The sequence below is a fragment of the Pseudoalteromonas rubra genome, from assembly GCF_005886805.2.
Classification (GTDB): Bacteria; Pseudomonadota; Gammaproteobacteria; order Enterobacterales; family Alteromonadaceae; genus Pseudoalteromonas; species Pseudoalteromonas rubra_D.
Genome location: NZ_CP045429.1, coordinates 3,900,543 through 3,920,578, shown reverse-complemented (window position 1 = coordinate 3,920,578; position 20,036 = coordinate 3,900,543). Strand labels below are relative to the sequence as shown.

Sequence of the window (20,036 nt, the reverse complement as noted above, 5' to 3'; positions counted from 1 at the left end):
AAATTAGGATCCCACAGCGCTGTGCGCCGAGAACTCAGGGATCCTATACATTGTTATGCGTCGGTGAGGACCTGGATATTGTCGATTAGTCTCACCTGGCCGAGGTAAGCCGCAGCCAAAATGACAAACTCACCGTCTTCCAGTGTAGCAGGTTTTAGGCTCTGTCTTTGTGCTATAGAGAAGTAATCAGGTTGAAGTCCGGCAGCTTCAAGTACAGACTTTGCTGTTTGCTCCAGCGTTGCATAATCGCGCACGCCTTGTTGAAGTTGCAGTGCTGTCTCACTCAGTACCTGATACAGATGCTTCGCGGTATCTTTTTCTTGTTCAGACAAATAGCCATTGCGTGAACTCATTGCCAGCCCGGAAATTTCCCGCTGAGTCGGCACGCCAATAATTTCAATAGGCATCGACAAGTCGCGTACCATGGTCTTGATAACCTGAAGTTGCTGATAGTCTTTTTCACCAAAACAGGCGAAGTCAGGTTGTACCAGGTTGAATAACTTAGTGACGACTGTTGCAACGCCTCTGAAGTGGCCGCTGCGACTGCCGCCGCAATAGCCCTCTGATACACCTGGGACATCGACATAGCTCTGTGTGTCGAGCCCATTTGGATAGATGGCATCAACGCTGGGGGTGAAGACAATGTCAGTGTCTAGTTCGGCTAAGCCTTGTTTGTCCTGAGTGAGTGTCCGTGGATACTTGTCCAGATCTTCGTTGGCACCAAATTGCATTGGATTGACAAAAATACTGACTACCACTTTGTCTGCCAGGGTTTTAGCCTTCTCAACCAGTGAAAAGTGCCCTTGATGCAGATTGCCCATGGTGGGTACAAAGGCGATGCTTTGCCCCTGCTGTCGCCAGGCTTTGATTTGGCTACGCAGAGATTTTATTTCTGTAATTGATTGCATTAGTTAAACTCGTGTTCCTGAGAGGGGAATGCTCCGCTCTTCACATCGGCGCAAAACTTTTCGACCGCCTCAGGCATGTTGCCCGTCTCGGCGAGGAAGTTTTTCGAAAACTTAGGAATATAGCCTGCAGAGATACCGACCAGGTCGTGCATAACCAGGATTTGGCCGTCGGTGTCTTTGCCCGCTCCGATACCAATGACCGGAATACTCAGCGCTTCACTGATGCGTTTTGCCAGTGCAGAAGGGATGCATTCAACAACGAGTAGTTGCGCACCAGCATTTTCTAATGCAATGGCATCAGCAACCATTTTCTCTGCCTGCGCGTCTTCCCGGCCCTGAATTTTAAAGCCGCCAAAGACATTCACGGACTGTGGCGTTAGACCTAAATGCCCACACACAGGGATGCCTTGCTGGGTGAGTAAACGAATAGAGTCCAGCAGCCATTCACCGCCTTCCAGTTTGACCATATTTGCGCCTGAACGCATTAACGTCGCCGCGTTTTCGCACGCTTGTGCCGGGTTAGCGTAGCTCATAAAGGGCATATCTGCGATCACAAATAGCTCTTTGCTACCAGCTCGGACACAGCGCGTATGATATGCGATATCAGCAGTGGTCACAGCCAGCGTATCTTCGCCGCCTTGCAGTACCATACCTAATGAATCGCCGACCAGAATAATGTCAACGCCGTTGTCGTAAAACAGCTTAGCAAAGCTGGCATCGTATGCCGTCAGTGCGGTGATTTTTGTTCCTTCACGTTTTTTCTTGGCCAATGTTGAAACGGTTACTTTAGCCATATTTCCCCCTTTGTGATCAATTCGATGCTGAGCGCACTGTGGCCCTCAAGTCGTGCTATGCAAGCGACGCTGCAACAGGATACTGACTAATGGGTGTCAGCCCGTTACGTGGTAACCTTGTGGCGATGTCCGCCAGTGCCTGGCCTGTAGGTAAAATGAGTTCGGGTGCTATCTCCAATAATGGAAAGACCACAAATTCACGTTCACATAAGCCATAATGTGGCACGATCAGTCTTTGCGTTGCTATCTGTGCATCGTTGTATAGCAGAATATCTAAGTCTAAGGTACGTGGACCCCAACGTTCGGCCTTGCGTACCCGGCCATGTTGCTGCTCAATCTGCTGCAGCAAATCGAGTACCTCAATGGCGGGTAGATCCGTGATAAGTTTGGCAACGGCGTTCACATAGTCGGGTTGGTCCTGCGGACCCATAGGTTTTGAGGCATAAAAGCTGGAGACCTGCGCGAGCGTCAGTACAGGCGATGTGTTCAGGGCATCCAGCGCATTACGTAGCTGTGCCTCAGGGGCGTTAAGGTTCGCCCCCAGTCCAATATAAACGGTGTTCATGATTCGGGATTAGGCTTTCTGCGCGGTTTGTTTCTAGGACGGCGTCTGCGTCTTTCTGAGCCACCTGAGCGTTGACCCAGGGCTTTTACCATCTCTTTTTGTCCAGACACGTCTTGTTGTAAATAGTCAGTCCACCACTGTGCCAGCTCTTGCTGCTCTGTTTCGCCACTTTCAACTCGTAGCAGCAGGAAATCATATCCTGCTTTGAATCTGGGTTGCAGGCTGAGACGATAGGCGCGTTGGCCACCGCGTTTATCCAGGCGCTGCTGAATGTGCCAGATGTCTCGTGCACCCAGTGTAAAGCGCTTGGGGACGGCAATATGACGCGCATTCTCGGCCAGAACCTGACTGATTGCCTGCATAAAGGCATCATACTCGTTCATGCCTTCTGCTATCAGCGTGTTGCAACGATCGCGCAGTGGGAACCATAACAGGGCTGCATAGATAAAGGCCGGAGTGACCTTTTTATCTGCGTTGATGCGATCGTCCGTATTGGCAAACATTTTCTGGATAAAGGTAATTTCAAATTCACTGTCCGCGTTATCCAAAATGGCGTCCACGGCCGGAAATAGCTGTTTAAACAGACCGTATTTTCTGAGCATCAGGAAGTTAGCTTCGGCCTTGCCACCTAAAAAGAGTTTCAGAGTTTCTTCAAACAAGCGGGCTGGTGGAATGTTACCAAGCAACGGGGCCAGTTCAGCAATCGGCGCTTCAGTTGGCCCGGCAATGCTCATATCCAGCTTTGTGGCAAAACGCACCGCGCGTAACATACGAACCGGATCTTCGCGATAACGGGTTTCAGGGTCGCCGATGAGCTCTATTTTACGGTGCTCAATGGCCGCAATACCACCGGCAAAATCTCGGATGCTAAAGTCGTTAATAGAATAATAAAGTGCATTAATTGAAAAGTCGCGGCGCTGTGCATCTTCCTCAATGGTGCCATACACATTATCGCGCAGCAGCTGACCCTGGTCGCTCGACTGACTGGTCGGGTCCGGATTGTCCTGTGCCTGATGGTGGCCGCGCATGGTGGCCACTTCAATAATTTCCCGACCGAAAACGATGTGCGCAAGGCGAAAGCGGCGGCCGATTAAACGACAGTTACGAAATAGCTTTTTGACTTGTTCAGGTGTGGCGTTGGTAACTACGTCGAAATCTTTCGGCTCAATCCCTAACAAAATATCACGAATACAACCACCGACCAGATAGGCGTCATAGCCGCCATCTTTAAGTCGATACAGCACTTTGATTGCATTGGGGCTAAATTGTTTGCGCGAGATTGCATGCTCACTGCGTGGTATCAACACAGGTGTAGCGCTGCATGTCACGGTTCCTACCGGATCTTTGCCTTTAACTATCTGGCGGCAAAGCTTAATAATTTTGGAAATAATAACGACTCTCCTAACGACCCTGAACAATCAATATTGCGTGCAATAATGCATACACACTCACCATACGGCCATAGAACTTGTTTTAGTTTGTATAGTGTAGGCGAATTAACGAGGCCCGCTATCATATACTCAAATGGGGTCAAATTGAAGGAGCGGACGTGGATTCATGATTAAAAATCCAACATGAGATTGAGTGCCAGGACCTGGGGGATAGGTGGCTGTGGACTCAGGCGGTCAACCGGGTAAAGTCATAGTGTCCATCGTTTAACAAGGAAACCTGGATCTCACGATGACGCGGTAAAGCTTGCAAGGTAAATTGTTGCTCGGCCCAGCGCAGAATGGTAGGTACTGAGTCGTGTTGCAATTCGTCTGGAACAGGTAAGCCCAGAAAGCGCAGTGCGGCACACAAAGCAGGCTGCGGCCTGGTATTGTCGATAGCGGGTGCATGGTTTTGCTTGGACAATTTAAAGCCGGGCTGTGCCACTGCAAGCGAGACATGGGCATAGTCTGGTGCGTCGCCAATAAGCTGCCTGAATAAGCTGATCTGGCGTGCGGTGGGCTCCAACAGATCGGCACCGCGCACAATGCGGGTAATTTGCTGGTCAATGTCATCAACGACCACGACTAACTGGTAAGCAAACAGGTCGTCACGGCGTTTTACGATATAGTCTTCTTCAGCCAGAGCGTTGCTCAGTTGCACCTCACCCTGAAGCAGATCGGTGAATGAATAAACGGGTTGAGTTTGAGTAAGTCGCAGCGCGTTACCTTCAGGCGAAAGCTGTCGAGCCCGGCAATGGTTATCATATATGCCACCGCGTTGCTTGAGCGCTTTACGGGTGCAGCTGCAAGGGTAGATCAGATCTGCGGCACTTAGCTGCGCCAGTACATCCTGATATAAGTCGTGGCGCTGGCTTTGATAAACCACTTCGCCATCCCAATGCAGACCATAGGCATCCAAAGTTCTGAGAATCTCATCGGCGGCACCTGCAACCACTCTGGGAGTGTCTATGTCTTCCATGCGAACCAACCACTGACCGTGATTGATTTTGGCATCGAGATAACTGGCAAGTGCGGCTATCAAAGAGCCGAAATGGAGTGCACCGGAGGGAGAGGGAGCAAATCGACCTCGATAGCTCCCGGACAGATAATCGCTATTAAACTGGGGTAGCATAGCTAAGACGAACGTGTGTTAGCCCCGGCCTTGTTGTTTTTCTTTTATTTCAGCGATTGATTTACAGTCTACACATAGGTCCGCTGTTGGACGGGCCTCAAGGCGGCGAATACCAATTTCAATGCCACATGAGTCACAATAACCGAAATCGTCGTCTTCGATAAGTTGTAGTGTTTTTTCAATTTTCTTGATTAGCTTACGCTCACGGTCGCGGGTACGCAGTTCCAAAGAAAACTCTTCTTCCTGTGCTGCACGATCGACTGGATCAGGGAAGTTTGCCGCTTCATCTTGCATGTGGCTCTTAGTGCGGTCAACTTCGTTACGAAGATCGCTACGCCACGCTTCCAGTAATTTTTTGAAATGCGCACGCTGTGCGTCATTCATATATTCTTCACCCGGCTTTTCCTGATAAGGTTCTAAACCGGCTTGAGCCAACAACCCTAGTTTTTTCTGGTCTGGCATAGCATTCTCCTAAATCCTTAATAAACAACCCCAGCTAACGCCGGCGGCTATAGATAGCAAAATCTTTACCCCTTGGCAAACACTTTTTGCTTGTTAGACCACTCCCGGTTTGAAGGTATGATCGGAATCACAAAGTCGCGACGGACGGGGGTCACACTGACATTTGCAGCTATATGGAGGCAAATTTTCTACTTTCAAGCTTAATACTCATTATACTGCACTTTTTATGCCGTAAGATCACTGTTGTATATCATGCTAGTTTAGCGCTCAGCAAAGGGAAGTGCCTTGGTGAGTCTGATTTCCTGGGTTGAGACTTCGGCCCGGTAGGCATAGATCTCCACCCCATGTGTCAGCGCTTCCTCAATCAGTGCGGCGTATTTGCTGTCGATATGGGCAGCTGGTTTGACCTGATTGATACCGTTGTGCATGACAACAAACAGCAGCACGGCGCGCATGCCTTGCTGGCGAGTCTGGATCAGTTCGCGCAGATGTTTTTGGCCTCGTGTGGTCTGGGCATCCGGAAAATAGCCTTGCCCCTGTTCGAGTAGAGTGACAGATTTCACTTCTATGTAACAGTCAGGCTTGTCCTGATCCTGAAGTAAGATGTCGATGCGGCTATTCTCTGTGCCGTATTTCACTTCGCTGCGTTGTGTCTGGTAGCCTCTTAGTTCGGGAATGCGGTCCTGTTCAAGCGCTTCTATGGCAACCTTGTTGGCCACTGCTGTATTCACGCAGATCAGGTCACCATCTTGATTTTCGGTCAGTTCTAACGAGTGTGGATATTTGCGTTTCGGGTTGTCACTGGTTGAGTAGTAGGCACCAAAGCCGGGGTCAGCACATCCTGTCATTTTGCCTGTATTAGCGCAATGAACGGTGAACTCTTCTTGTGCATCGTTGCGCAAGTCAACCAAAAAGCGCTTATAGCGTTTTAGTAAGGTGGCTTTTGCCAGTGGGACGTGAAACTTCATAGATTAATCGCATTCATTTGGGGCATTTTGCCCGCTAGTGTACACTGCAAGTAACTAATAAGCGCAAGAGTGAAATCATATATGGCTGACAAATTTATTGTTCGACTGACGGATCAGGCCCCGGCTGCACACTGGGGTGGCAATGCGACTTTATCGTACGATCAGGAGGGCGCACTGGTGCACCTGAGCGAACACGAGACATTGAAGATCATTCAAAAAGCGGGTCGCAGCGTGGCACAGCAAGGGATCCTGGCAGTTGAGTTACAGGGTGATGCCTGGTGCACTGAATCTCAGTGGGCATTTTATCAGGGGTTTGTAAGCCCGAAGCAACTGGATGGTGTTACCTTCTGTGATAACGCACAGTCTGACCTCACTGAATTACAGGCACTGAAAACGGCTGCAACCTGGACCCGTCAGATGATCAATGGCACGGCTGAAGACATTTATCCGGAAAGCCTGGCAGGTAAAGCGGCTGAATTTATTCAGTCACTGGCCCCCGAGCATGTCAGCTATCAAATCATTAAAGGGAACGCCCTGCTTGAACATCAGTGGATCGGGATCCATGAAGTGGGCCGGGGCAGTGAGCGTCCTCCGGTATTACTGGAGCTGGACTTTAACCCAACAGGCGATGAAGACGCCCCGGTTGCGGCAGCGTTGGTGGGCAAAGGTATCACCTTTGATTCAGGCGGTTATTCCATTAAACCAAGCGAAGGCATGCTAACCATGAAATGTGACATGGGCGGCGCGGCGACGGTGACGGCAGGCCTGGCCATTGCTATTCAGCGTGGCATAGACAAACGCATCAAGCTGTTTTTATGCTGTGCGGAAAACTTAATTTCAGGTCATGCTTATAAGCTGGGAGACATCCTGACGTATAAAAACGGCACTACAGTTGAAATTGTGAACACGGATGCGGAAGGTCGTCTGGTACTGGCTGACGGTCTGATGGCCGCAGGCGAAACAGGTGCGCCATTGATTATTGACGCAGCCACCCTGACGGGCGCAGCCCTGGTTGCGGTTGGTCAGGAATACAATGCTCTGTTTGGCCTGGACAAAGAATTAGTGAGCGAAGTACAACAGTTTGCTCACGAAGAGTTTGAGGCGGCCTGGCCGTTGCCACTGGAAAAATGGCACCAGAACAACTGCCCGTCGGCGTACGCTGACACAGCGAACAGCCGTGCACAAAAAGGCGGTGGCTTCGGTGGTGCATCTAATGCAGCGGGCTTCTTGTCTCGCTTTGTGCCCAATGAAGGCCAGGGCTGGGTGCATATCGACCTGGCTGCATCGTTCCAGAACACTGCGGGATCGCAATGGGCATCGGGCGCAACAACGTTAGGCATGCGCACGGTAGCACGTACCCTGCAAGCTAAAGCCTGATAGGTCTGAAATGCAAAGAAAAAGCCCCAGCAGGGGCTTTTTTTATGACAATAAGGCGGCGGCCAGACGGACAAAGTCCGATGAGGTTAGAATACCTAACAATTTGCCATTGTCGTTTGTGACTGGCATGCAGCCATGACGGTTATCAACAAAAAACCGCACCACTTCCTGTAAGCTCTGCTGTGGCTGGACACTGGCAAAGTCGGTGGCCATCACTTCAGCAACTTGCTGTTGTTTTTCTTTGCGCTCCAATGCATTGGTGCCGTAGGTGGCAATGATCCCCATCACTTTGGCAATCATGATCTTCTGTGTCAGCATACCGACCAGCATGCCATGGTCATCTATGACTGGGATATGACGAATGTTCTTTTCACGCATTAGGTTATGGGCATCGTTGAGGGTATTAGTTTCTCTAACCGCCAGTGGATCTGGCGTCATTAAATCGGCAACTGTGGTTAACATAGTACTTCCTTAAGCGAGCATGCTGTTTGAGTTAAGTCTAGCCGACACCAAGCATCAGTGAATGGTCCCAGATCAAATTTTTCTGCCAATGCACTCAATTAAGGCGCATTTATCCCGCTGAGGAAAGCCCGGCTTCGGTTTTCGTCAAGACGCTTAGATTTGTACAGATGTCACAAGAATTTACCAATTTGTCTCCAGGCCGAATCTCAAAATAGGGTGCTTGAAACCCCTATGAATGGCCGCTTTGATCACGGAGGTGGGTGGTGTATTTATGCTGATTAGCCTTAGCCTTAGCCTTAGCCTTAGCCTTAGCCTTAGCCTTAGCCTTAGCCTTAGCCTTAGCCTTAGTCTGAGGTGAGTGGACTACGTTTTACCGCAGCCAGCTGGATGTACTTTTGTTCAACCAGGTGTGACAAAGGAACCAGTTCGATGCCCTCGTTTGCCAATTCGCTCAGTGCTTCGGCAAGAAAGAGTCGGGTTTGTGGGTAGGGGTGTGCAATGCCGATGGCATAGCCTTGCTGGCGGGCGAGTGATTTTAGTTCTTCAAATTGGCGACGCAGCGCATCTGGCTGTGTCTGGTTATCTAAAAAGACATGGCGGGCGACATTGGCAACACCATACAAATTGGCCACATTCTGGGCCTGACTCAGTTCTGTGGTGCGGCTGTCAAGAAAGTACAGCCCGCGCTTTTTGAGTAGCTCCATGGTCCACTTCATTGGCTCGACAGATTGGGTGAGCGCTGAGCCCATATGATTATTGACGCCTTTGACCTGAGGCAAGGTTGCCAGCGCATGGCCAAGCGTGGTTTGCAGCTGCCATTTGCGCATGTCCAGTGTCAGGCCACCTGGCCCAAGGGCTTTGTCTTCCAGCGCCTGCATCGGAATGTGCAACAGCAACTCGCGGCGCTTGTGACTGGCCTGATAGGCAAAGCGCTGTGAAAACGGGGTGTGTGGTAAAATGGCGTAGCTCAATTGGCCGGGCAGATCCAGCAGTTCTAAGTCACGTTCGTGATATCCAATGTCGTCGATGACGATGGCAATCTGGTTGCCATAGCTTGGTGCTGCGCAGAGAAAAAGCACCAAAAAGCCTGTTATAAGTAAGCGCACTATCCTGAATTATTGTTGTAAATTATGGTTTTGTAATAGCTGTTCCGCTTCTTGCCAATGTTTATCTAGGTTGGCAACAAAGGTCAGTCTGACCTTTTTTTCACCAGCCATTATAGCGTCTTTGTCCAGTTCTAAAAGTACTTGTTTACTAAAAATTACGTCCGGTTGGATCCCGGTTCCTTCGATAGATTGGCCTGAGGGAGTGAAATAACGGGCTGTGGTTAGTTTCAGTGCCGTAGTACCATTACCTATGGGGATCAAAGACTGAACTGACCCTTTGCCGTACGAGCGGTTGCCCAGGATCAATGCCCGGCTATTATCTTGCAATGCGCCAGCCAGTATTTCGGCTGCTGAAGCGGATTGCTCATTGATCAGCACTAACATCGGGGCACCATTGAGTATATCGCCCTGAGCGGCAAAAAAACGTTGATTGGCATCATAAAAGCGTCCTCGGGTACTCACGATGGTGCCGCTTTGCAAAAACAAATCTGAGATGGCCACAGCACTATTGAGTGTGCCGCCGGGATTATCTCTCAAGTCGATGATCAGACCCTTGAGTGGTTCCCCCTGGTGGCTATTGAGCATACTGATATGGCGTGCAATGTCGTGGTAACTGTGATTATTGAAGCTGCTCAGCAACACATAACCGATACCGCCGGGTAAAAGCTGGCTGGAGACACTACGCAGGGTGATCTCCTGGCGTCTGAGTGCCAATGTTACTTCAGTGTTGGCGCGCTCTACAGTGAGTTGTATCGTTGAAAATTGGGCTTCTCGCAGTAGCTTCGAAACTTCGGCAATGGATTTCCGCTTCACATCGTGGGTGTTGATGGCTAACAACTTGTCACCGCCCTCAATACCTGCGGCCTCTGCCGGAGAGCCTGGCAGCGTATCGACAATAACCACGCCATCTTCGACTTCTTCTACCTCAATACCCAGTCCGGTGTAACGGCCATTGGCTGCGCTGAATAAGGCTTCGAGTTCGTGTTCGTCAAGGAACTTAGAATAATCGTCAAGTTGGGTGAGTAATTCACTAAAGTTGTCTTTTTTGACATGGCTGAGTGGCAGATCTTCCACATAATAGGTGTGTATATGATAGAGAATTTCGTCGATTTGTTCGCTGGATAGTTGTTTGGCACTGAGTGGCAAACATAGCAAACTGAGCATCAGGCTGAATGCAAATAGCCAATGCCAGAGGCGATTGTTATCAGGTTGAACACATGGAGTCATCATATGCTGCTCCTCACTGGGGGGCAGCATCGGTTAGTCAGTTAACTGGATCTGCACCATTTTACTGGATCAACAGCGCTTCCCTTATGCCGTATTTCGAAGTATAGACCAGGATCGGTTTGTCCGCCGCTTTGCCCCACCAGGGCGATGGGCTCGCCTGGCATGACCTGATCGCCAACGTCTTTAAGCAGGGTTTGGGCATGACCGTACAGGCTCATAAAGCCTTCCCCATGATCCAATACGATGACCCAGCCAAAACCGTTCAACCAATCGGCATAGACCACCTGACCCGGTGCAACACTATTAACCGGTGTGCCATTGCTGCCGCGGATCACGACGCCTTTCCAGTTCATACCCACATGTTTACGCTGACCAAACCTGTGTTTCAGACGGCCATCGAGAGGCCAGGCAAGTTTGCCCTTTAACCTTTGTAACCCTTGCAGTTGCGCCACATATTGTTCGGGGCTACTGGCCTGCTCTGAGGCTAAGGTTTCGAGGGTGGAAATTAAGGTTTGCTCGTTTTCTTCAAGGTAGGCAATAGCCGCTTTTGCCTGACTGAGCTTGTCGTTAAGTTTATTCAGGTGGGTTTTGCGGGCGTTTTGCGCCAACATTAATTCGTCCCGACGGGCGGTTTGCTGATCCTGTAATGCAAGCAGCTGTTTCTTTTTACGCTCTAGTTGGGCACGGTTTTCTGCCAGTTTGGCAAACACCGATTTGAGGGCTTCGAGCTGCGCGATACGCGCCTGGTTAAAGTAATCGTAGTAGCTGATGGTGCGTTCTAACGCCGCGGCATGTTGCTGGTTTAGCAGCATTTTTGAGTAATCGTGACTGCCTGTGACATAGGCACTTTTGAGCTGTGCTGCGAGCAGCCGTTGTAAGCGCTTTTTTTGCAGCTCAAGCTGCTCAGCTTCGCGTTGTAGCGTGTATTGCTGTTGTTTGTTTTCGCTGATCCCCTGCTCGGTGAATGCCAGTGCTTTGGCACTTTTGGCGATCTCCAGTTCAAAGGATTGCAGGGTGCTTTTGAGTGCACTAAAGCTGGCTTGTTGCTGTTGATAGGCGGCCTGACTCTTTTTGAGCTCAGCCTGCACCGCAGCCAGATCGGCTTTGGTGCGGGTTTCATTTGCCTGCCCGAGTATGGGCAGCAAACAGACCGAGAGTACAGCAAGCGTATGGCGCATAAATTACTTCAGCAGCATGACGGGAGACCCTGTCATTTCCTCTGGTTGCGCCATACCCAGCAGATGTAACATGGTCGGTGCCACATCGCTGAGGGTTTTGCCGGTTTGTGGTTGTGCATCACGGCCAATATAGATGAATGGAACAGGCTCGCTGGTGTGCGCCGTGTGGGCCTGGCCCGTTTTGCTGTTGACCATTTGCTCGGCATTACCGTGATCGGCTGTGATCAGTGCTTCACCACCAACTTCTTCCAGTGCAGCAACAACGCGGCCAATACAGGCATCGACGGCTTCACAGGCTTTCACGGCAGCGTCGAATACGCCGGAGTGACCGACCATGTCGCCATTCGGGTAGTTACAGATGATCACGTCGTGCTCGCCACTGTGAATGGCGTTAATGAGTGTGTCGGTCAGTAAGGCCGAGTTCATCTCAGGTTGTAAGTCATACGTAGCAACTTGTGGTGATGGGATCAGCTCGCGCTTTTCGCCTTCAAAGAGGTCTTCACGACCGCCACTGAAGAAGAAAGTCACGTGGGCATATTTTTCAGTTTCAGAAATGCGTAGCTGGGTCTTATTGTGTTTTGCTAACCATTCGCCCAATACATTGGTAAGCTTCTCCGGCGCAAAGGCGATAGGGGCATGAATGTCGGCAGCATATTCTGTCATCATCACAAAACCACTCAGTACCGGCGCTTTTTGTTTGTTGAAGCCATCAAAGTCGGCATCCACAAAAGCACGACTCATTTGACGGGCGCGATCAGCACGGAAGTTGAGGAAGATCAGCGTATCGCCATCGTTGATGGTGGCTGCTTCCTGGTCTTCAGCGGCAATCACCGTGGCGTTAACGAATTCGTCGTTTTCATCGCGCTCATAAGCGGCGTTCAGAGCACAGACACCATCAGCAAAACGGTGTTCAGCCTGGCCACAGACCATCAGGTTATAAGCGGCTTCAACACGCTCCCAGCGGTTATCGCGGTCCATAGCATAGTAACGACCGACAATTGAGGCCAGACGACCACAGTCCAGCTTGGTGAAGAGTGTTTCAATACGTTCAATTGAAGCCTGTGCACTGCGAGGAGGGGTATCACGGCCGTCTAAAAAGGCGTGGAAGTAAACCGCTTTGGCACCGCGCTTGGCTGCTAGCTCGATGGCAGCAACAATGTGATCTTCGTGACTGTGTACACCGCCCGGGCTCAGTAGTCCCATCAGGTGAACCGCTTTGCCGGCTGCAACGGCTTTGTCGATGTTGTCGACCAGTGCGGGGTTATGCTCAAACTCGCCATCATCAATGGCTTTGGTGATGCGGGTAAAGTCCTGATAGACGATACGACCGGCACCGAGGTTAACGTGGCCGACTTCTGAGTTGCCCATCTGACCGTCTGGTAACCCCACATCCAGGCCTGAACCAGAGATCAGCGTACGCGGACGTGTTTGCCATAGTTCATCTAATACCGGCGTGTTAGCTGCCAAAATAGCATTGCTCTCAGCATCTTCGCGGTATCCCCAGCCATCTAGGATCATTAATACCAGAGGTTTTTTCTTCACAGTCATTTGGGCTCCTGAAACGTGCACGAAATCTGGCCATAGGATACCCTGTTTTATATGAATTTTCAGCCCTCTGGGCGTGATTTATCCTCAACCACTTTAAAATTCACATGAGCCATTACCTATGGGGGCACTCCGCTTTGCCAAGTGCTGTGGGGGGGGCTGTGCCAGTGTGCTTATCGATTACGTCACAGATGTTTGTACCAGCGCCCGTAAGAAAGTATACTCGCGAGCAATTTCATTTTCCCCGGTTGGTAAGAACAATATGGAACAATACATCGAGTTTTTAGGCAGAAACCCCATTCTCAGCATCATCTGGCTGGTTTTAGCAGCTATGTTGGTCTCTAGCTGGTTGAAAGGCATGTTTTCTAAAATCCGTCAGATCAATCCACAACAGCTCACTATCCTGGTGAACCGTCAGGAAGGTCAGGTGTTTGACATGCGTGCAGTGAAGGAGTTTAACGGTTCGCGTATCGCGGGCAGTGAGCACATGAATGTGGAAAAAGCCAAACAAAATGATTTCGCAGGACTTGAAAAGTTCAAAACTAAGCCCATTATACTGGTGTGTAACACCGGCATGACCGCCTCTGGCATTGCCAGCAATATGTACAAAGCGGGCTTTGAGCAAGTATACGTTTTGTCGGGTGGTTTTGGTGCCTGGCAAACAGCCGGCCTGCCAACCGCCTCGGGTAAATAGGAGTAAATATGAGCCAAGTTGTTATTTATACAAAGGATTACTGTCCTTACTGTCATCGCGCTAAGGCGTTGCTGGATAGTAAAGGTGTCACATATACCGAGTACGATATCGGCGCGCAACCCGAGCTGCGTGAAGAGATGATCAGTAAAGCAAATGGCGGTCATACTGTGCCACAGATTTTCATCAAAGAGCAGCACATTGGTGGTTGTGACGACATGATGGCACTCGAAGCACAAGGTAAGCTGGACGCATTACTGAAATAATTTTTGGCATCCCGGGTACGACCCGTGGTGCTGCCCCACATTAAATAAAGACGAATAATTAGGAAGAACAATGACAGAGCAAAACAACGCAGCTGCTGCAGAAGAACAACAAGGTCCACAATTTAACATTCAGCGCATCTATACCAAAGACGTGTCTTTCGAAACACCTAACTCTCCGGCTATCTTCCAGAAAGAGTGGACACCTGAGGTAAAACTGGACATGGACACGCGTTCTGCCAAGCTGGACGAAGGTGTATATGAAGTTGTTCTGGCACTGACTGTGACTGCGTCGTTGGGCGAAGAAACCGCATTCCTATGTGAAATCCAGCAAGCGGGTATTTTCTCTATCGGTGAACTGGAAGAGCTACAAATGGCACACATGCTTGGCGCATTCTGCCCGAACATCCTGTTCCCATATGCACGTGAAGCGGTATCTGGCCTGGTTAACCGTGGTACTTTCCCACAATTGAACCTGGCACCAGTTAACTTTGACGCGCTATTTGCTCAGTACATGCAGCAACGTGCCGCGCAAGAGCAAGCTGCTGACGCATAAGTGATGAATACAGCACATTCAGCTGTGACCGTATTAGGGGCGGGGTCGTATGGCACCGCCCTTGCTATTTGTTTTGCCCGCAACGGTCACCAGGTTACTCTTTGGGGACGTGACAGCACTGCCATCGCGCAGTTAGCCAGCTCGCGTCAGAATGCCCGTTATCTGCCAGACATTGATTTTCCGGCTTCATTGCAGCTGGAAGCCTCACTGACTAAGGCCGTCCAGGCTAGTCAGTTGGTCCTGGTGGTGGTGCCCAGCCATGCGTTCGCGCAAACTCTGGAGGCAATTAAGCCACACTTGTTACCTGGAACCAAAGTTGCCTGGGCAACCAAAGGGCTGGAGCCAGATACTGGCCGGTTGCTGCAGGATGTAGCACTGGACGTCCTCGGTGAGCAGGTTCCGCTGGCGGTTTTGTCCGGGCCGACCTTTGCAAAAGAAATGGCTGCCGGCTTACCTACCGCAATTTCAGTGTCATCTCGTTGTGAAGCATTCAGAGGTGAACTGGCTAAGCTGCTGCATTGTGGTCGTTCGTTCCGGGTGTACAGCAATGACGACTTTATCGGTATCCAGTTAGGTGGCGCAGTGAAAAACGTCATCGCCATTGGTGCGGGTATGTCAGATGGTTTTGGCTTTGGTGCCAATGCCAGAACAGCCTTGATCACCCGTGGTCTGGCAGAGCTCTGCCGGCTAGGGTTGTCGCTGGGGGCACGTTCTGAAACCTTTATGGGGATGGCGGGACTGGGCGATTTGATCCTGACTTGTACTGACAACCAATCCCGTAACCGACGTTTTGGTCTGGCGCTGGGCCAGGGTAAAAACGTTGAAGAGGCCATGCAGAGTATTGGCCAGGTGGTTGAAGGGTATCGTAACACCAAAGAAGTGTACTTGCTGGCAAAGCGTACTGGCATTGAAATGCCTATCACGGAGCAAATCTATCAGGTGCTGTATCAACAAAAAGACGTCAAAGAAGCGGCCATGGCATTGCTTGGCAGAGAGCAAAAGTCCGAATAACCTGATGTCTGAAAATAAAAAACCGAGCCAGTGTACTCGGTTTTTTATTGGTTCCAAATTATTAAGCGATCTGCTTTTCCGCCAGTGTCAGCTCCATGGTGGCCTTGAGCAGACGATAGAGGTTGATAGACGCATCGATCTCTTCTTTGCGGTTAGTCAGGCTTTCTATGTTCAGTCCCAGCGGAACATCCAGATGAGCACAACTACGCAGAATTGAATCCAAATTCTCACGACAAATGCGGATCGACTCACTCAGAGTGTTGTCTGCATCCAGCATGCGCCATTTGGTTGCTTCAGGCACTGAAATGCCCAGCCATTCCATAAATTGCAAGGTTTTCTCACCGCCGCACGGGGTGAAAGTCAGGATCAGCCGCTTAGGCGCAATGCCTTGCTGTTTACAGGTGCGGGCATAGCTGGTGATCAAGTCTATGGTGGCTTGTGCATCATAGACGGCCTGAGAAATAAAGAACTCGCAGCCCTGGGTGGTTTTTTCAATCAGTCGCTCGTGCTCATTGCGTTTGGATGCATGGCGTTCCGCAATAGTTACGCCACCGAGGAAAAAGCTTTCTTCGTGCTGGGCCAGCGCCTGATACGCCTCTGGCAGTGGTAGATTGATTTTACCTTGCGAAGACGGAGAGCCAACCAGCACTAAATTATTCAGGCCAAACTCTTGTTTGGTGGTGCTGAGCCACTGGTTAAATTCAGCGCTGTCACGTTGTGCGACACTTTTATAGGTGATCACGTCCAGTTTTGACAAAGACTTGACTAGGCGGCTGTATTCACAGGGGTCAACCGTTTCTTTAAACGGAAAAGGACGGGGCACATTGGTGCGACTGCTTTCGTCCTGAATGTCGTAAATGATGACGCCGTCGTATTCAATTTCGTGCAGACGGTCGAGCAGCTTAGTGGCAATACGTTCAACTTTGTCTTGCTCCGTACCGGATTTGGGCGGAGTCGTACCAATCAAATATACCCCTTGGTTCGGGTCTAAGATTTTCTCTTGTAGTGATAACGCCATGATTTTGGCTCCGGCAAAAATTCAGTTTCTGGGATCTAATATAGCAGCCATTTAGACGTCTAGATAGATTTTTTTCTTGAAACAAATTCAATGCCCATGAATTTCTTTCATATGATTTTGCGACTTTGGAGCAAACCATTGTTTTGCCGATAGCTTTGAACGGGCCAATGCAGTTCATATTTTTTTACATAAAATGAGCGCGTAAAGATGAATTCAAACGGGATTGCGGCATAATTGGGAACGATGTGCCTCACTCGAGCGAGGCCAAAAATAATAATCACTACAGATTTAAGGGAAGCATATGAAATTTAAACTACTGGCGACCAGCCTGGCGGTGTCACTGGCACTGGCCGGGTGCGTAACCTCTCAGCAATCGACTGAGCAGACGCCAGGCCAAGTTCAGGCCCAGGCAAGTAACAAGGTGTTTGCGCAGGACTATGTCCTGGAAGAACTGGATAATGGCCTGCGTGTCATGGTGGTGAAAACCGATTATCCAGATGTCGTTTCACTACAGATCCCTGTGTCTGTCGGTTCGCGCAACGAAGTTGAACCGGGTCGCACCGGATTTGCACACTTTTTTGAGCACATGATGTTTAAGGGCTCGGAGAAGTTCCCTCAAGATGTTTACGCTGACATTCTGAAAAACTCAGGCGTAGATAACCGCGCTTACACTACCAATGATTATACTAACTACCATCTGAATTTCTCTAAAGAGCACCTGGATAAGGTTTTAGAGATTAAAGCAGATATCTTCCAGAACCTGAGCTACAGCGAGTCTCAGTTCCGCACCGAAGCCTTAACGGTAAAGGGCGAATACCTGAAGAACAACGCCAGCCCAATTCGTAAGCTGTTAAGTGCTGTGCGTAAAGAGGCCTTTGATAAGCATACCTATAAACACACCACGATGGGCTTCTTCGAAGATATTGAAGCGATGCCCGATCAGATGGCGTACGGACAAGTTTTCTTTGAGCGATTTTATAAGCCGGAATATGTCTCGATTGTGATTGTCGGCGACGTGGATCCGCAGGAAACCATGAAAATGGTTAAAAAACACTGGGGTGGCTGGCAGCGCGGTAATTATGTCGCTGATATTCCGGTTGAGCCAAAACAGCAGCAAGCCAGATACGTGCATGAGCACTATGAAGGTTTGCCGGGCCATTGGCTCTTAGTCTCATACAAAGGCACAGCGTGGGAGCCTCAGAAAAAAGATCGCGCGGCACTGGATCTGATCTCGCAACTGTATTTCTCTGAAAACTCCGAGCTGTATCAAGAGCTGGTAGTCGATAAGCAAATTGCCAGTCAGATGTTTACTTACAATGCCGAGACCAAAGATCCGGGTCTGCTGCATGTCTTTGTGAAGGTAAATGAAGAAAGTGACCTGGCCGTGGTGCGTGATGCCATCAACCGTACTTATGCGACTGCTCGCACTGAGCTGGTCGACAGCGACAAACTGGCAGCACTTAAATCTAACCTTAAATACAACTTTGCGAACGGGCTGGACTCATCACAGGCGATTGCCAGCATGCTGGCCGAGTACATGCACTTTGAGCGCGATCCGGAAGTGATCAACACGCTGTATGCGACCAGTGATTCAGTGAGCGCCGAAGATATTCGCGATGTGGCCAACCGTTATTTTGTCGACAGCGGTCGTACCACAGTGACCATGTCTGATCTGACTGAAGTAACAGGATTCGATAAAGAAGTTGAGCTTGATAACCTGGTTGCCCAACTCAGCCAGCCAAAACAGCAGCACTTCTCTGTACTGGACAACACCAATGCGTCACCGCTGGTGGATGTAAACTTGTTGTTCTACACCGGTGCTGCGGCTGATCCGAAAGGGAAAAAAGGCGTCGCAGCACTGACCGCAGCCATGATTGCTAATGGCGGTTCGCAGAGCAAGTCGTATAAAGAAATTCAAAAAGCACTCTATCCGATTGCGGGAAGTTTCGACTATCAGATCGATAAAGAAATGCTTTCTTTACGCGGCCGGGTGCACAAAGACAATGCACCGCAGTGGTATGCGTTAGTCAGTGAGCAGTTACTCAACCCGGGTTTCCGTGAAGATGATTTCAAGCGTCTGAAAAAAGAGATGATTGACAACATCAAAGCGGGCCTCAAGGCATCTAACGATGAAGAACTGGGTAAAGAAGTGCTTTACCACAAGCTATATCAGGGTCACCCGTATGAGAGCTACAACCTGGGCGATTTATCGGATCTGGAAGCACTGACACTGGATGATGTAAAAGCCTTCTATCGCAGCGAGTTTACACAGGCCAAGTTGAATGTCGGCATCACAGGTGCGCTCGATGACAAGCTTAAAGCACGTATGCTGAGTGACCTGGCTCAACTGCCTAAAGGTGAGGCATCTCGCCTGACTATTCCGGATGCACCGGCACTGACTGGCCGTCACGCGACCATCATTGAAAAGAGCGCTAAATCAACAGCGGTCTCCTTTGGCTTCCCGATTGATACCATCCGCAGCAGCAAAGACTGGACTGCACTGTGGTTAGTACGCTCTTATTTTGGTGAGCACCGTAACTCGAATGCCTACCTGTTCCAGCGTATTCGACAGGTGCGAGGTATGAACTATGGTGATTATGCCTACATTGAGTATTTCCCGCGTGGCATGTTCCAGACTAAGCCGGATGCGAACCTGGGTCGCTCTGAGCAAATTTTCCAGGTATGGCTGCGACCGTTGCGCTCAAATAACGATGCACACTTTGCCACGCGTGTTGCGCAATATGAGCTGGATAAACTGATCAATGACGGTATGACTGAGGGTGACTTCCAGGCAACGCGCAACTTCCTGAGCAACTTTGTGCCTCAGATGGTCGCCAGTCAGGACCGTCAGCTAGGTTATGCGCTGGACAGCCAGTTCTATAACACAGATGAGTTTGTCAGTTATGTTCGCGGCCAGCTGGCATCTTTGACAGTTGAAGATGTGAATCGGGTGATCCGTGAAAACCTGCAAAGTGACAATATTCACTATGTGTTTGTCACAGGCGATGCGGCTGATATGAAAGCGCGTTTGGCTAATCAGACAGAGTCGCCAATGCACTATAACGCAGAAAAACCGCAAACGCTTATCGATGAAGATAAACACATCGCCAACTACAAGCTGGCTATCCCAGCTGAGAACATCGACGTGATGAACGCAGAAGCGGTATTTAAGTAACACCAGAGTGGAGTCCCATCGGGACTCCTCGCTTGCTCAGGTGGATCTGTGATCCGCCTGCCTTTCATCCATCCCCAATTCGCTGTTTCGGGTTATAATTAATAACAAATTGATGCAAGAAGCATTTGACTATCACTGCTAATTTACGCATTTGCAGGGTAAGATAGA

Annotated in this window: 19 protein-coding genes; 6 read left to right on the top strand and 13 right to left on the bottom strand. The window is 49.9% G+C overall.

Annotated features, from left to right (window positions below; translation table 11 throughout):
• Positions 1 to 53: 53 nt before the first annotated feature.
• From panC to sfsA, 7 genes are all read right to left on the bottom strand, one after another.
• Positions 54 to 908, bottom strand: coding sequence for a pantoate--beta-alanine ligase (gene panC / locus CWC22_RS16800; protein WP_138538511.1), 855 nt, complete (start codon positions 906 to 908; stop codon positions 54 to 56).
• Complete coding sequence (panB, locus tag CWC22_RS16795; protein ID WP_125559119.1) at positions 908 to 1,702, bottom strand: 3-methyl-2-oxobutanoate hydroxymethyltransferase; 795 nt, start codon at positions 1,700 to 1,702, stop codon at positions 908 to 910. The genes panC and panB overlap by 1 nt, the downstream gene beginning before the upstream one ends.
• Positions 1,703 to 1,757: 55 nt before the next feature.
• Positions 1,758 to 2,267 (bottom strand): 2-amino-4-hydroxy-6-hydroxymethyldihydropteridine diphosphokinase, encoded by a 510-nt coding sequence (gene folK, locus CWC22_RS16790; RefSeq protein WP_138538510.1) that lies wholly within the window; start codon positions 2,265 to 2,267, stop codon positions 1,758 to 1,760.
• Positions 2,264 to 3,595: a polynucleotide adenylyltransferase PcnB gene (pcnB, locus tag CWC22_RS16785; protein ID WP_138538509.1), complete on the bottom strand. Its 1,332-nt coding sequence runs from the start codon at positions 3,593 to 3,595 to the stop codon at positions 2,264 to 2,266. The genes folK and pcnB overlap by 4 nt, the downstream gene beginning before the upstream one ends.
• A 289-nt stretch (positions 3,596 to 3,884) precedes the next feature.
• The gene (gene gluQRS, locus CWC22_RS16780) at positions 3,885 to 4,829 is read right to left on the bottom strand and encodes a tRNA glutamyl-Q(34) synthetase GluQRS (RefSeq protein WP_125559125.1); all 945 of its coding nucleotides are present in this window, start codon (positions 4,827 to 4,829) and stop codon (positions 3,885 to 3,887) included.
• 18 nt (positions 4,830 to 4,847) lie between these two features.
• On the bottom strand, positions 4,848 to 5,291 hold the full coding sequence (gene dksA / locus CWC22_RS16775) for an RNA polymerase-binding protein DksA (RefSeq protein ID WP_010383453.1): 444 nt from the start codon (positions 5,289 to 5,291) through the stop codon (positions 4,848 to 4,850).
• A 260-nt stretch (positions 5,292 to 5,551) separates the two neighbouring features.
• The gene (gene sfsA / locus CWC22_RS16770; RefSeq protein ID WP_138538508.1) at positions 5,552 to 6,259 is read right to left on the bottom strand and encodes a DNA/RNA nuclease SfsA; all 708 of its coding nucleotides are present in this window, start codon (positions 6,257 to 6,259) and stop codon (positions 5,552 to 5,554) included.
• An 81-nt stretch (positions 6,260 to 6,340) separates the two neighbouring features.
• Between sfsA and pepB the strand changes: the two genes are divergently transcribed.
• Positions 6,341 to 7,636: an aminopeptidase PepB gene (gene pepB / locus CWC22_RS16765; RefSeq protein WP_125559129.1), complete on the top strand. Its 1,296-nt coding sequence runs from the start codon at positions 6,341 to 6,343 to the stop codon at positions 7,634 to 7,636.
• 42 nt (positions 7,637 to 7,678) lie between these two features.
• Here pepB and CWC22_RS16760 read toward each other — a convergent pair whose 3' ends face one another.
• The 5 genes from CWC22_RS16760 to gpmM all read right to left on the bottom strand — a co-directional run bounded on the left by CWC22_RS16760 (position 7,679) and on the right by gpmM (position 13,157).
• Positions 7,679 to 8,098: an HPP family protein gene (locus CWC22_RS16760; RefSeq protein ID WP_138538507.1), complete on the bottom strand. Its 420-nt coding sequence runs from the start codon at positions 8,096 to 8,098 to the stop codon at positions 7,679 to 7,681.
• Positions 8,099 to 8,442: 344 nt separating this feature from the next.
• Entirely contained in the window at positions 8,443 to 9,177 is a 735-nt protein-coding gene (locus tag CWC22_RS16755; protein ID WP_230090586.1) for a divergent polysaccharide deacetylase family protein, read from the bottom strand.
• A 36-nt stretch (positions 9,178 to 9,213) separates the two neighbouring features.
• Positions 9,214 to 10,434, bottom strand: a complete 1,221-nt coding sequence (locus tag CWC22_RS16750; RefSeq protein WP_138538506.1) for a S41 family peptidase — start codon at positions 10,432 to 10,434, stop codon at positions 9,214 to 9,216.
• 38 nt (positions 10,435 to 10,472) lie between these two features.
• Positions 10,473 to 11,609: a murein hydrolase activator EnvC family protein gene (locus CWC22_RS16745; RefSeq protein ID WP_125559132.1), complete on the bottom strand. Its 1,137-nt coding sequence runs from the start codon at positions 11,607 to 11,609 to the stop codon at positions 10,473 to 10,475.
• Between the two features lie 3 nt (positions 11,610 to 11,612).
• Entirely contained in the window at positions 11,613 to 13,157 is a 1,545-nt protein-coding gene (gpmM, locus tag CWC22_RS16740) for a 2,3-bisphosphoglycerate-independent phosphoglycerate mutase (RefSeq protein WP_138538505.1), read from the bottom strand.
• Between the two features lie 259 nt (positions 13,158 to 13,416).
• Between gpmM and CWC22_RS16735 the strand changes: the two genes are divergently transcribed.
• From CWC22_RS16735 to gpsA, 4 genes are all read left to right on the top strand, one after another.
• On the top strand, positions 13,417 to 13,848 hold the full coding sequence (locus tag CWC22_RS16735; RefSeq protein ID WP_010383442.1) for a rhodanese-like domain-containing protein: 432 nt from the start codon (positions 13,417 to 13,419) through the stop codon (positions 13,846 to 13,848).
• Between the two features lie 8 nt (positions 13,849 to 13,856).
• A complete protein-coding gene (gene grxC, locus CWC22_RS16730) occupies positions 13,857 to 14,111 on the top strand; it encodes a glutaredoxin 3 (protein ID WP_010383441.1) in 255 nt (84 codons plus the stop codon).
• Between the two features lie 70 nt (positions 14,112 to 14,181).
• The gene (gene secB / locus CWC22_RS16725; protein ID WP_010383440.1) at positions 14,182 to 14,664 is read left to right on the top strand and encodes a protein-export chaperone SecB; all 483 of its coding nucleotides are present in this window, start codon (positions 14,182 to 14,184) and stop codon (positions 14,662 to 14,664) included.
• Positions 14,665 to 14,667: 3 nt separating this feature from the next.
• The gene (gene gpsA / locus CWC22_RS16720) at positions 14,668 to 15,675 is read left to right on the top strand and encodes an NAD(P)H-dependent glycerol-3-phosphate dehydrogenase (RefSeq protein WP_010383439.1); all 1,008 of its coding nucleotides are present in this window, start codon (positions 14,668 to 14,670) and stop codon (positions 15,673 to 15,675) included.
• 61 nt (positions 15,676 to 15,736) lie between these two features.
• Here gpsA and CWC22_RS16715 read toward each other — a convergent pair whose 3' ends face one another.
• Entirely contained in the window at positions 15,737 to 16,693 is a 957-nt protein-coding gene (locus tag CWC22_RS16715; RefSeq protein ID WP_138538504.1) for a methylenetetrahydrofolate reductase, read from the bottom strand.
• A gap of 301 nt (positions 16,694 to 16,994) precedes the next feature.
• On the opposite strand from CWC22_RS16715, the gene CWC22_RS16710 reads away from it, so the two are divergent.
• Positions 16,995 to 19,868, top strand: coding sequence for a M16 family metallopeptidase (locus CWC22_RS16710; RefSeq protein ID WP_138538503.1), 2,874 nt, complete (start codon positions 16,995 to 16,997; stop codon positions 19,866 to 19,868).
• Positions 19,869 to 20,036 lie beyond the last annotated feature (168 nt).

What these genes read in the sequence shown, in the direction of transcription:
- pepB (WP_125559129.1), top strand. Translation starts at nt 6,341, where the DNA reads ATGGCTGACAAATTTATTGTTCGACTGACGGATCAGGCCCCGGCTGCA.
- CWC22_RS16710 (WP_138538503.1), top strand. Translation starts at nt 16,995, where the DNA reads ATGAAATTTAAACTACTGGCGACCAGCCTGGCGGTGTCACTGGCACTG.
- panB (WP_125559119.1), bottom strand. Translation starts at nt 1,702, where the DNA reads ATGGCTAAAGTAACCGTTTCAACATTGGCCAAGAAAAAACGTGAAGGA.
- CWC22_RS16735 (WP_010383442.1), top strand. Translation starts at nt 13,417, where the DNA reads ATGGAACAATACATCGAGTTTTTAGGCAGAAACCCCATTCTCAGCATC.
- CWC22_RS16715 (WP_138538504.1), bottom strand. Translation starts at nt 16,693, where the DNA reads ATGGCGTTATCACTACAAGAGAAAATCTTAGACCCGAACCAAGGGGTA.
- sfsA (WP_138538508.1), bottom strand. Translation starts at nt 6,259, where the DNA reads ATGAAGTTTCACGTCCCACTGGCAAAAGCCACCTTACTAAAACGCTAT.
- folK (WP_138538510.1), bottom strand. Translation starts at nt 2,267, where the DNA reads ATGAACACCGTTTATATTGGACTGGGGGCGAACCTTAACGCCCCTGAG.
- gpsA (WP_010383439.1), top strand. Translation starts at nt 14,668, where the DNA reads ATGAATACAGCACATTCAGCTGTGACCGTATTAGGGGCGGGGTCGTAT.
- CWC22_RS16745 (WP_125559132.1), bottom strand. Translation starts at nt 11,609, where the DNA reads ATGCGCCATACGCTTGCTGTACTCTCGGTCTGTTTGCTGCCCATACTC.
- dksA (WP_010383453.1), bottom strand. Translation starts at nt 5,291, where the DNA reads ATGCCAGACCAGAAAAAACTAGGGTTGTTGGCTCAAGCCGGTTTAGAA.
- panC (WP_138538511.1), bottom strand. Translation starts at nt 908, where the DNA reads ATGCAATCAATTACAGAAATAAAATCTCTGCGTAGCCAAATCAAAGCC.
- CWC22_RS16760 (WP_138538507.1), bottom strand. Translation starts at nt 8,098, where the DNA reads ATGTTAACCACAGTTGCCGATTTAATGACGCCAGATCCACTGGCGGTT.
- gluQRS (WP_125559125.1), bottom strand. Translation starts at nt 4,829, where the DNA reads ATGCTACCCCAGTTTAATAGCGATTATCTGTCCGGGAGCTATCGAGGT.
- gpmM (WP_138538505.1), bottom strand. Translation starts at nt 13,157, where the DNA reads ATGACTGTGAAGAAAAAACCTCTGGTATTAATGATCCTAGATGGCTGG.
- grxC (WP_010383441.1), top strand. Translation starts at nt 13,857, where the DNA reads ATGAGCCAAGTTGTTATTTATACAAAGGATTACTGTCCTTACTGTCAT.
- secB (WP_010383440.1), top strand. Translation starts at nt 14,182, where the DNA reads ATGACAGAGCAAAACAACGCAGCTGCTGCAGAAGAACAACAAGGTCCA.
- CWC22_RS16750 (WP_138538506.1), bottom strand. Translation starts at nt 10,434, where the DNA reads ATGATGACTCCATGTGTTCAACCTGATAACAATCGCCTCTGGCATTGG.